13 protein-coding genes are annotated in these 10,423 nt (G+C 40.6%); 9 read left to right on the forward strand and 4 right to left on the reverse strand.

What is annotated here, in order from left to right:
- Positions 1 to 146 precede the first annotated feature (146 nt).
- From CXF64_RS08125 to CXF64_RS08135, 3 genes are all read left to right on the forward strand, one after another.
- A complete protein-coding gene (locus CXF64_RS08125) occupies positions 147 to 359 on the forward strand; it encodes an EF-hand domain-containing protein (protein WP_004335175.1) in 213 nt (70 codons plus the stop codon).
- A gap of 139 nt (positions 360 to 498) precedes the next feature.
- Positions 499 to 711 (forward strand): calmodulin, encoded by a 213-nt coding sequence (locus tag CXF64_RS08130; RefSeq protein WP_004335174.1) that lies wholly within the window; start codon positions 499 to 501, stop codon positions 709 to 711.
- 84 nt (positions 712 to 795) lie between these two features.
- Positions 796 to 1,011: an EF-hand domain-containing protein gene (locus CXF64_RS08135; RefSeq protein ID WP_007584177.1), complete on the forward strand. Its 216-nt coding sequence runs from the start codon at positions 796 to 798 to the stop codon at positions 1,009 to 1,011.
- Between the two features lie 81 nt (positions 1,012 to 1,092).
- Here the strand turns inward: CXF64_RS08135 and trkA are convergent, their stop codons facing one another.
- From trkA to def, 4 genes are all read right to left on the reverse strand, one after another.
- A complete protein-coding gene (trkA, locus tag CXF64_RS08140; protein ID WP_004335170.1) occupies positions 1,093 to 2,469 on the reverse strand; it encodes a Trk system potassium transporter TrkA in 1,377 nt (458 codons plus the stop codon).
- Between the two features lie 86 nt (positions 2,470 to 2,555).
- Positions 2,556 to 3,851: a 16S rRNA (cytosine(967)-C(5))-methyltransferase RsmB gene (gene rsmB, locus CXF64_RS08145; RefSeq protein WP_007584175.1), complete on the reverse strand. Its 1,296-nt coding sequence runs from the start codon at positions 3,849 to 3,851 to the stop codon at positions 2,556 to 2,558.
- Complete coding sequence (gene fmt, locus CXF64_RS08150) at positions 3,844 to 4,797, reverse strand: methionyl-tRNA formyltransferase (protein WP_101216779.1); 954 nt, start codon at positions 4,795 to 4,797, stop codon at positions 3,844 to 3,846. The genes rsmB and fmt overlap by 8 nt, the downstream gene beginning before the upstream one ends.
- A gap of 24 nt (positions 4,798 to 4,821) precedes the next feature.
- Complete coding sequence (def, locus tag CXF64_RS08155; protein ID WP_007584168.1) at positions 4,822 to 5,325, reverse strand: peptide deformylase; 504 nt, start codon at positions 5,323 to 5,325, stop codon at positions 4,822 to 4,824.
- Positions 5,326 to 5,443: 118 nt separating this feature from the next.
- On the opposite strand from def, the gene CXF64_RS08160 reads away from it, so the two are divergent.
- The 6 genes from CXF64_RS08160 (at position 5,444) to hemF (ending at position 10,391) form a co-directional block, all read left to right on the forward strand.
- On the forward strand, positions 5,444 to 6,562 hold the full coding sequence (locus tag CXF64_RS08160; RefSeq protein ID WP_010555159.1) for a LysM peptidoglycan-binding domain-containing protein: 1,119 nt from the start codon (positions 5,444 to 5,446) through the stop codon (positions 6,560 to 6,562).
- Positions 6,563 to 6,593: 31 nt separating this feature from the next.
- Complete coding sequence (dprA, locus tag CXF64_RS08165; RefSeq protein WP_101162963.1) at positions 6,594 to 7,685, forward strand: DNA-processing protein DprA; 1,092 nt, start codon at positions 6,594 to 6,596, stop codon at positions 7,683 to 7,685.
- A gap of 1 nt (position 7,686) precedes the next feature.
- Positions 7,687 to 8,160 (forward strand): DUF494 family protein, encoded by a 474-nt coding sequence (locus CXF64_RS08170; RefSeq protein WP_010555161.1) that lies wholly within the window; start codon positions 7,687 to 7,689, stop codon positions 8,158 to 8,160.
- 114 nt (positions 8,161 to 8,274) lie between these two features.
- Positions 8,275 to 8,850 carry a DNA topoisomerase family protein gene (locus CXF64_RS08175; RefSeq protein ID WP_101216780.1) on the forward strand — a complete coding sequence of 192 codons (576 nt, stop codon included), beginning with the start codon at positions 8,275 to 8,277 and terminating at the stop codon, positions 8,848 to 8,850.
- 25 nt (positions 8,851 to 8,875) lie between these two features.
- Positions 8,876 to 9,439 carry an L-threonylcarbamoyladenylate synthase gene (locus CXF64_RS08180; protein WP_010555163.1) on the forward strand — a complete coding sequence of 188 codons (564 nt, stop codon included), beginning with the start codon at positions 8,876 to 8,878 and terminating at the stop codon, positions 9,437 to 9,439.
- A gap of 1 nt (position 9,440) precedes the next feature.
- Positions 9,441 to 10,391, forward strand: coding sequence for an oxygen-dependent coproporphyrinogen oxidase (hemF, locus tag CXF64_RS08185; RefSeq protein WP_101216781.1), 951 nt, complete (start codon positions 9,441 to 9,443; stop codon positions 10,389 to 10,391).
- The last annotated feature ends 32 nt before the right edge of the window (positions 10,392 to 10,423 follow it).

Here is a 10,423-nt window from a genome sequence, read left to right on the forward strand (position 1 = left end):
GTTGTACGTTTTATATTTAACTTATTGAAAATTAATAGCTTTTAAATGTTGGCATCTAAGTTGTAATAGTCTAAGTGTACTGAACGAAATCGTGATTCAAAGTGAAATACTTAATCGCACACACATAAATTTGAAGGATACATATTATGAAAAGCATTAATAAAACTTTAGCACTTATCGCTATTGCATCTTCTTCGGCCGCTTTTGCTGCAACAGATTTTGACACACTGGATGTAGACGGCAGTGGCACAATTAGCCAAGCAGAAGCATCAGTAGATGCAAAGCTAATGAGCATGTTTTCTGAGCTTGATACTGACCAAAATGGTGAGTTATCAAAAGAAGAATTTTCAGAAGCTTAATTAAAAAGTATTTATCCTGAGTTGCCAAAGACACCTAAGTAGGCAAGGGAGCTTACGAAAGAGGATAACAAGGAAGTGGAAAATTACGTTTTAAGTTAAACGAAGCAATTTTTTTGATAGAACATTGAAGGATTAAGTTATGAAACATTTAAATAAAGCATTAGCACTTATAGTACTAGCATCTTCTTCCGCTGCATTTGCAGCATCAGATTTTGACAGCCTTGATATCGATGGTAGCGGCACAATTAGCCCAAGCGAAGCGGCAGTCGATACAGATTTAATGGCTGAATTTATTGAGCTAGATACCGACGGTAGCGGCGAGCTTTCTAAAGAAGAATTCGCTAATTACTAATTACTAATTAATCTTTTCAGATTAAACATTTTTCACAGTCAGGGATCTTTGAAAAGGACTTCCCATATTACTAGGAATATTATTATGAAAACATTAAATACAACACTTGCAGTTATCGTTTTAGCATCTTCATCAGCAGCATATGCCGCAGTAGATTTTGCCTCTTTTGATGCAGATGGTAACGGTGCTATTACAATGGAAGAAGCAAAGGTTAACCCTCAGCTTGTAAAGATTTTTGATGATTTGGATACTGATGGTAATGGTGAAATCTCTAAAGAAGAGTTTTCAAAAGTACAGTAATCAATATTTAAGCATACTCCATTAAAGCCGCCTTAGTCAGCGGCTTTTTTGTGTATTAAATTAACTAATTAGAGTAACTAGTTAAAGGAATATAGCACTTACTTGGAATAGTTTTTCTACAACGGTAATGTGTTTTTTGTCGATTAAAAACATGATGACATGATCGCCCGACATAATAATTGTATCATCGTGAGCTATCAACACATCGTCATTACGTACTATTGCCCCAATGGTTGTACCTGCAGGAAGTTTTATGTCGGCAATCGCGCGCCCAACAACTTTAGATGTGTTTTCATCACCATGAGCAACCGCTTCAATGGCTTCTGCTGCGCCTTTACGCAGTGAATACACGTTAACAATATCACCACGGCGTACGTGCGTTAATAACGCTGATATAGTTGCTTGTTGTGGCGATATGGCAATATCTATTTCGCCGCCTTGTACCAAATCAACGTAAGCTCCACGTTGAATAAGTACCATGGTTTTTTGTGCGCCCATACGTTTTGCAAGCATGGCCGACATAATGTTTGCTTCATCGTCGTTGGTTACGGCAATAAATACATCGACTTGTTCAATATGCTCTTCTGAGAGCAGTTCTTGATCAGATGCGTCACCACAAAAAACGACCGTGTTATCGAGCATTTCTGAGAGTTGCTCGGCACGTTCTTTACTGCGTTCAATTAGTTTAACGGTGTGGTTTTTTTCAAGTGAGCGGGCAAGGCCTGCCCCAATGTTACCGCCACCAGCTATCATAATTTTTTTGTACGAACGCTCAAGTTTTTGTAGCTCGTTCATTACTGCGCGTATATGTTTTGTAGCGGCAATAAAGAATACTTCGTCATCGGCTTCAATAACGGTGGTACCCAATGGTTTGATTGCTTTACCTTGACGATAAATAGCGGCAACACGAGTTTCTACATTAGGAATATGTTCTTTAAGTGCAGATAACGCATAACCTACTAATAAACCCCCATAGTAAGCTTTTACGGCTACTAACGAGAGCATGCCATCAGCAAACTGCAATACTTGCAGAGCACCAGGGTAGTCAATTAAACGGCGAATATACTTAGTGACCAGAGCTTCGGGAGCAATGTAATGATCGATTGGTAAATCATCGTTTTGAAATAGTTTTTCGCGGTATTTTAAATATTGCTCCGAGCGAATGCGGGCAATTTTAGTGGGCGTTTTAAAAATACTGTACGCCACTTGGCATGCAACCATGTTCACTTCATCTGAACTGGTTACCGCTATAATCATATCGGCATCTTCAGCGCCTGCACGGCGTAATACATCAGGGTGCGCGCTGTGGCCCATAACCCCTTGTAAGTCGTACTTATCTTGAAGTTCACGTAATCGGTTACCGTCTATATCAACAACGGTAATTTCGTTTTGTTCGCCAACTAAGTTTTCAGCAAGCGTAGCACCAACTTGCCCGGCACCGAGTATAATTATTTTCATTATTTACCCGTGGTATTGATCATAATTTAATTAAAAAAATAGCCATTTAATGTTTCATAAATGGCTAACTATTTAGTGTACGGCTATTAGGCTTTTTTAACTAGCTTAGCGTAATAAAATCCATCACTTTCACCGGGCAGTAACTGCAAACCTGGAGTTGTTACGGTATCATTTTCGTGTAGAGGTATATGTTCTACATCATCGTTATTAGCTAAAAACTTAGCAACTTGCTGTTGGTTTTCTTGTGGAAGAACCGAACACGTAGCATATACCAATGTGCCACCTGGTTTTAACAGTGGCCAAATGCTATCAAGAATATCGTTTTGTAACTTAGATAAGTCTTCGATATCTGATGCGCGACGTAACCATTTTATATCAGGGTGACGGCGAATTACGCCAGTGGCTGAACAAGGCACATCAAGCAAAATGCGATCAAATAATTTTTCGTCCCACCAAGTATGTGGTTGTGATGCGTCGCCACATTGTAGGTCTGCACCTAAGCCAATACGAGTTAAGTTTTGCTTAACGCGTTCAAGGCGAGTTGAGTCGCTATCAAGTGCAAGTACATCAGCATCAGCAAGCTCTAATATATGACACGTTTTTCCGCCAGGTGCTGCACAGGCATCTAAAATATAGTCATCTGCTTTAGGTTCTAAAAAGCGGGCTGCCAACTGTGCTGCAGCATCTTGTACTGAACATGCACCTGTATCAAACTCAGGCAACGAAAATACATCACGTGGTTTGGCAAGCTTAATCCCATCAATAAAGTCAGGGTTTAAGGTGTGTTCAATATCGTTAGCGCTGAGCATTTCGCTGTATTCTTGCGTGCTAAATTGTGCTTGGTTTACACGAAGCCACATTGGCGCTTGTTGCTGGTTTTCTTCAAGTAGTGCTTCCCAGCTATCTGGGTAGGCTGTTTGCACCTGTTTAATAAACCAATTTGGATGGTTGTATAAACATACCGGAATAAGCTTCGCTTTTTCTTCAAGCTCTGCTTGTTGGCGCTGAAAACTACGTAAAATGGCGTTTATCAGCCCTTTTAATCCTAAAGCGCGTAGTTGAGCCAGTGCGTTTACAGTTTCTGAAATTGCAGCATGTGGTGGTACGCGCATATGCTGCAGTTGATAAATACCTACATATAATAAAAACTGAAATATTCTACGTTTACCTTTTAATGGCTGCTCTACTAAGTGTTGGCAGTAATTTTCAAGGCTCGGTAAGTAGCGTAAAACGCCATAACAAATTTGCTGTAGCAACGCTTTATCTTTAGGCGGCAAGCCTTGGCTTGCAAATGGAAGTTCTTGATTAAGCGATGCGCCTTTATCAACTACGTTATATAAAGTTTCAGCGGCCAGCGCTCGTACGTTTGGAACATTACTCATTGTTTTCGCCTAATATTGTGCCAGGGGTAACCCAGTCACTACGACCATTTAAAAAGTCGTTAATTGCCATTGGTTTTTTACCTTGCGGCTGTAATTGCGTAATACATAAAGCGTGTTCGCCACACGCCACTACTACGCCATTCTTATCGCTTGATAAAATTTGCCCAGGATCACCTGATTGCAGCACAACCTGCGCTTGATAAATTTTTACTGTTTGCCCACCCATTTGGGTAAAGCACACTGGCCATGGATTAAAAGAGCGAATGTTTCGCTCAATTTGCAGTGCACTCATTGACCAATCGATATTAGCTTCCTCTTTAGAAAGCTTTTTAGCGTAGTTAGCAAGTTCATCATTTTGAGGTTCAGGGGTGAGCTCGCCATTCGCTAATTTATTAATGGTTTCAATTAACGCGTCTGGACCTAGCTCAGCAAGCTTTGTATATAAACTAGCGCTAGTTTCTGTCGTGCTAATAGGGCAGCGACTTATATGTAGCATATCGCCGGTATCTAGCCCTTCATCCATTTGCATTATTGTTACGCCGGTTTGTTCATCACCTGCCCAAATTGCGCGTTGAATCGGTGCAGCGCCGCGCCAGCGCGGTAATATAGAACCATGCACATTTAAACAACCCAAACGTGGGGCTTCTAATATAGCTTTAGGTAAGATTAAGCCATACGCTACAACAATCATAATGTCGGCATTTAAGCTTGTTAGTTCTGCTAGTGCTTCATCATTTTTTAATGACTGTGGCTGAAAAACAGGTAAGTTGTGCTCAAGCGCTAGCTCTTTCACTTCACTGGCTTTTAATTTTTTACCACGACCTGCAGGGCGATCTGGCTGGCTATATACACCCACTATTTGGTGTTCGCTTTGTATCAGCGCTTGTAAATGACGTGCTGCAAAGTCCGGCGTTCCGGCAAATATAATGCGTAATGGTTGAGTCACTGAGTTTTCCTAAGGTACTTATTACTAATCTGCAAATTTAGCTTCTTTTTCAAGCTTTTTACGAATACGTTGGCGCTTTAATGGAGATAAGTAATCAATGAACAGCTTACCTTGTAGGTGATCTAGTTCGTGTTGAATACAAATAGCCAGTAATTCATCTGCATCTAGTACAAACTCTTCACCGTTTTCGTTAAGTGCAGCGACTGTTACTGTTTCAGCGCGGTCTACTTTTGCATACGAGTTAGGTACTGATAAACAGCCTTCTTCGCTAACGGTAGAGCCGTCTTTTTTAATGATTTGTGGATTAATTAATACCAGTGGCTCGTCGCGCTCTTCTGATACATCAATAACAACGATTCGTTGATGAATATCTACTTGCGTGGCCGCAAGTCCAATGCCATTTTCATCGTACATTGTCTCTAGCATGTCTTTTACAATTTGGCGTACTGTGTCGTCAACTTGTGCAACATCTTTTGCTATAGTACGTAAACGTTCATCTGGAAATCTTAAAACTTCTAACCTAGCCATAGTTACCTTTTTCACTTGTGCTTAATTTAGGGTATTGTATGCTCTTATTTTAGCCATTCGCGTTCACCTTTAACAGGTTTTGGGCAATAATAATGAAAAAACAATACAAGGAAGCTCAATGAAATCTCCATTACTTGCAATCATGCTTACGTTAAGTGCTGCGTTTCCCGCAATTGCTGACGTGCTTAAAATAAAAAAAGATGCACCAAAACAGTATGTTGTAAAAAAAGGCGATACACTTTGGGATATTTCTGGCATCTATTTAGATGAGCCTTGGCTATGGCCTGAACTTTGGCAAATGAATCCACAAATTGACAACCCGCACCTAATTTACCCCGGTGATGCATTAGCGCTGATATACGATGCAGATGGAAACCCACGTTTAGTGATTAATAAAGGATATAGAAAGCTATCTCCTCAGGGTCGTATTACACCAAAAGGGCGTAATGCTATTACTACTTTGCCGCTTGAAATGATCAAACCGTATATCAGTTACGAGCAAGCAATGAATAGTGACGATATTAAAGGCAAACCTTATATTTTAGGTGCTAACGAAAATACTAAAACACAAACGTTAGGCCATATTTTATATGTTAAAGGCGACTTACAAGTACATAAGGCATATGCCATTTACCATAAAGGTGATCCTTACACTGATTTAACCGGTGAAGTGTTAGCAACGCGTGCATCTTACGTGGGTATCGCACGTGCGTTTAGAGCGGGTGATGAACACAATGGTGTGCCTTCGTCATTACGTGTTGAGTCTGTTAAACGAGAAATTCAGCAAGGCGATTTTTTAATGCCGGCAATGGAAGGTCAAATGCTTCCTGCGTACTTTAATATTCACCGTCCTTCTGAGCCCGTAACAGGGAATATTATTGCTTCCCCACGACAAGTTAGAGAATTCAGCACAATGGATGTTGTAGTGCTAAACTTAGGCAGTGAACAAAACATAGAAGCGGGTCATGTATTAGATCTAGAACGTCAATCGCCAACGGTTATTGATGGTCCTCGTGGCCCTCGTTACCCAGAAGATTCTAGTAAATACGAGAAGCTTTTATCTGATGTGAGCCAATTATTTGGTGATGAGTCTGACGAAGAGAGCACAACGTGGACTATGCCTAAAGAAAAAGTTGGCGAGCTAATTGTCTTTAAAGTGTATGACAAAATAAGTTATGCATTAATAACTAAAAACCAGCACCCAATTCGCATTGGAGATATTGCAGTTATTCATTAAGAAGTAGCGAGTCGGTGCTCTAGGAGAGAGCATGGATCAGTCATCTGGCAAGCTAGCCCACTGGCTTGCCTTTTATATGTGTAAAGGGTTGGGTATCAAAACCCTTTTAGCACTATCTACAAATTATTCCCTTGGGTCGTTATTCGACTTACCTCATGACAAGCTTTTACAGCTTGGATTAACCGCTAATCAGGCGAGTAATTTACTCAACACCAATTGGCAACAAGTCAGCCATTATGAGCAACTAATTACGCTGCACAACATTACGGTTGTCTGTATTTTTGATGCGCTTTATCCAGAAGATCTCCGACAGATTGCCAGTGCGCCTTTATTACTATTTTGTAGGGGAGATGTCTCGTTATTATCTACTCCACAAATTGCAATTGTAGGGAGTCGTAATGCCACACCTACCGGGCTTGAAATAGCATCAGAATTTGCATACGAGTTAACTTTAGCGGGTATTACAGTTACCTCAGGTATGGCACGGGGAATAGATGGAGCAGCACATAAGGGCTCTCTTGCTGGTACGGGTAAAACCATAGCGGTGCTTGGTACTGGGGTTGATATTTACTACCCTAAACGCCATAAACTATTAACAGACCAAGTTTTAGAAAGCGGCCTGTTGGTGAGTGAGTTTTTACCAGGGGCAGCTGCTCATGCGCATAACTTTCCGCGCCGAAATCGTATTATTTCTGGGTTATCGTTGGGAGTGCTTATTGTTGAGGCTGAAATTAAAAGCGGTTCGTTAATTACAGTACGTTATGCGCTTGAACAAAATAAAGAGGTATTTGCAGTACCGGGTTCTATTAAAAACCCGTTAGCGCAGGCAAGTCACTTTTTAATAAAGCAAGGTGCTAAGCTGGTAGAAAACGTGGCTGACATTCTTGATGAGGTGAGTTTTACTTACGACAATAATGTATGTAACAAAGAGCAGCCTATTCAGGCAAATTCTCAATGCGAGGTTTTAAATAGTATTGGCTTTGAAGTCACCAGCGTAGACGACATTGTACGTCGTGCGCAGTGGCCAATAGACAAAGTGCTCGCTAGGTTGCTCGATTTAGAATTAGACGATCAGATTGAGCGAGTGTTAGATGGTTATATTAAGTTGAGCGCAGGAAGGTAATATGTTTGATATTCTTTTATATCTTTTTGAAAATTACATTCATAGCGAAGCGGATATATTTGCAGAGCAAAATGAATTAACCGATGAGCTACTGCGCGCGGGCTTTAATAAGCCTGAGATATTTAAAGCTCTCGATTGGTTAGAGCAACTCGCCGATTTACAACACAGCGATGAGTCTCCTTATCTTATTACTAACCCTAAAGATGCTGTGCGTATATTTACCGATAGTGAATGCCAAAGGCTCAGTGCTGAGTGTCGTGGCTTTTTAATGTTTATTGAGCAAATAGGCGTAATTAACAATGTAACTCGTGAGATGGTAATGGACTGTTTAGCCTCACTAGATAAACCAACCATAAGCCTAGAAGATTTAAAATGGATTGTACTTATGATTTTGTTTAATGTTCCTGGCTCTGAAGAGGCATATGAGCAAATGGAAGATTTGATTTTTGATGAACCCAGCGAACTTCTTCATTAGAGATAATTATCTTAATTGTACTCAAATTACTTAAACGGATAAGCACGGCATTGCTTGTATCTTTAAGTGGTTTGGGTATATTAGGCGAAAATTCACCAACCTATTAGGATCACCATGAGTAAAATCGACCATTCGCTTTTCTCGGCGAACAAGCACGCCCTCGAAAAAGAATACGAGATATGCCCACAGTGTGGTTCAGAGTTAGTGATCCGCAATAGTAAATCAGGCCCTTTTTTAGGATGCGCAAGTTATCCCAAATGCGACTTTATTAGGCCGCTGGCACATCACGACAGTAATGAAATTAAAGTTCTTGAAGATTCAGCATGCCCGCAGTGCAGCAAACCGCTGGTGGTTAAAAATGGCCGCTACGGTATGTTTATTGGGTGTACGGGATATCCGCAGTGCCATTACATTGCTAACGAAAATGAAGAAAAACAAAGCGAAGACACTTTGCCAAGTTGCCCTAAATGCAAAAAAGGTCATTTAGTCGCGCGCAGTAATAAATTTGGTAAAGTATTTTATTCTTGTGATTGCTATCCAAGTTGTAAATACACACTTAATAATAAACCGGTTGAACACCCGTGTCCTGAATGTAACTGGCCTATCGTCATAGAGAGAAATATGGCAAACGGCACATTATTGCAATGCCCACAAAAAAGCTGCATGCATAAGCTCACCCCAACTGAATAACGTTTAATTATATCTGGAGACTACTTTGTCAGACCTTTCAAATACGCCCACTGCAATAACATGCTTAACGCAAGGCGAAGTTATTTTATACCCAACAGAAGCTGTATATGGTTTAGGTTGTGATCCAGATAATCAACAAGCCGTTGAGGCACTATTAGCTATTAAGCAGCGCCCGGTTGAAAAAGGACTTATTTTAATTGCTGATAACTACGGACAATTATTAAAATACGTAGATGATGCAAAAATACCAATGGATAAACGAGCTGATATTTTTTCGAGTTGGCCTGCTGCAATTACATGGGTTATGCCTGCATCTAAAAATACGCCTAAATGGCTCACAGGGCAGTTTGATACCATTGCAGTAAGAGTAACAAACCATCCAACAGTAAAACGTTTGTGCCAAGAGTTTGGTAAGCCACTAGTATCAACTAGTGCAAACTTAACCGGTCAAGAAACGGTAATTAGTATTGAGCAAGCTAAAGCGCAATTTGCAGAACAAGTTGGCTTTTACGTTGATGAGGCGTTAGGTGGTAATACTCAACCAAGCACAATAAAAGATGCCATGACTGGAAAAATATTTAGAGGTTAATATGCAAAGTGAATTATTAGATCAAGTAAAAGCATACTTTATGGCTTTGCAAGACACTATTTGCAAAGGTTTGGAGGCTGCAGATGGCAGTGCTAAATTTATAGAAGATAACTGGCAGCGAGCAGAAGGCGGTGGTGGTCGTACACGTGTAACCACAAATGGCGCTGTAATAGAGCAAGGCGGAGTTAATTACTCACACGTATTTGGCGCTTCAATGCCAGGCTCTGCAACAGCACACAGGCCAGAGCTTGCAGGGCGCAGCTTTCATGCGTGTGGTGTGTCGTTAGTTATTCATCCTAAAAACCCTCATGTACCAACAAGTCATGCCAATGTGCGCTTTTTTATAGCCGAAAAAGAAGGCGAAGAGCCAATATGGTGGTTTGGTGGCGGGTTTGATCTCACTCCTTTTTACCCAGTATTAGAAGACGTACAGCATTGGCATCAAGTTGCTCACGACATTTGTGCGCCATTTGGTAGTGAAGTTTATCCAAAATACAAAACATGGTGCGACGAGTACTTTTATTTAAAGCACAGAGATGAGACTCGCGGAGTAGGCGGTTTGTTTTTTGACGATTTAAACGAACTTGGTTTTGAAAAGAGTTTTGCGTTTATGCAATCGGTGGGTAATGGCTTTTTAGATGCCTATTTACCTATTATTGAACGTCGCAAAAATGACGAATACACAGAACAACAACGTGATTTTCAGCTTTATCGTCGCGGACGCTATGTTGAGTTTAATTTAGTATGGGATAGAGGCACTTTATTTGGATTACAAAGTGGCGGGCGCACAGAGTCCATATTAATGTCTATGCCACCACTTGCACGCTGGGAATATAACTATAAACCAGAGCCAAGTAGCCCAGAAGGTAACCTATATCAGTATTACTTACGCCCGCAAGAGTGGCTAACTAGTAAACCAAGTGAGTTGATAGCCAGAGAGTGGCAATTATAACAATTACACAGTAATCAAAAAGGCGCTAATTA

This window comes from Pseudoalteromonas sp. GutCa3 (assembly GCF_002836155.1).
In the GTDB taxonomy this organism is placed as follows: Bacteria; Pseudomonadota; Gammaproteobacteria; order Enterobacterales; family Alteromonadaceae; genus Pseudoalteromonas; species Pseudoalteromonas arctica.

Coding starts and splice junctions, on each gene's coding strand:
- CXF64_RS08125 (WP_004335175.1), top strand. CDS start 147: ATGAAAAGCATTAATAAAACTTTAGCACTTATCGCTATTGCATCTTCT.
- CXF64_RS08130 (WP_004335174.1), top strand. CDS start 499: ATGAAACATTTAAATAAAGCATTAGCACTTATAGTACTAGCATCTTCT.
- CXF64_RS08135 (WP_007584177.1), top strand. CDS start 796: ATGAAAACATTAAATACAACACTTGCAGTTATCGTTTTAGCATCTTCA.
- trkA (WP_004335170.1), bottom strand. CDS start 2,469: ATGAAAATAATTATACTCGGTGCCGGGCAAGTTGGTGCTACGCTTGCT.
- rsmB (WP_007584175.1), bottom strand. CDS start 3,851: ATGAGTAATGTTCCAAACGTACGAGCGCTGGCCGCTGAAACTTTATAT.
- def (WP_007584168.1), bottom strand. CDS start 5,325: ATGGCTAGGTTAGAAGTTTTAAGATTTCCAGATGAACGTTTACGTACT.
- CXF64_RS08160 (WP_010555159.1), top strand. CDS start 5,444: ATGAAATCTCCATTACTTGCAATCATGCTTACGTTAAGTGCTGCGTTT.
- dprA (WP_101162963.1), top strand. CDS start 6,594: ATGGATCAGTCATCTGGCAAGCTAGCCCACTGGCTTGCCTTTTATATG.
- CXF64_RS08170 (WP_010555161.1), top strand. CDS start 7,687: ATGTTTGATATTCTTTTATATCTTTTTGAAAATTACATTCATAGCGAA.
- CXF64_RS08175 (WP_101216780.1), top strand. CDS start 8,275: ATGAGTAAAATCGACCATTCGCTTTTCTCGGCGAACAAGCACGCCCTC.
- hemF (WP_101216781.1), top strand. CDS start 9,441: ATGCAAAGTGAATTATTAGATCAAGTAAAAGCATACTTTATGGCTTTG.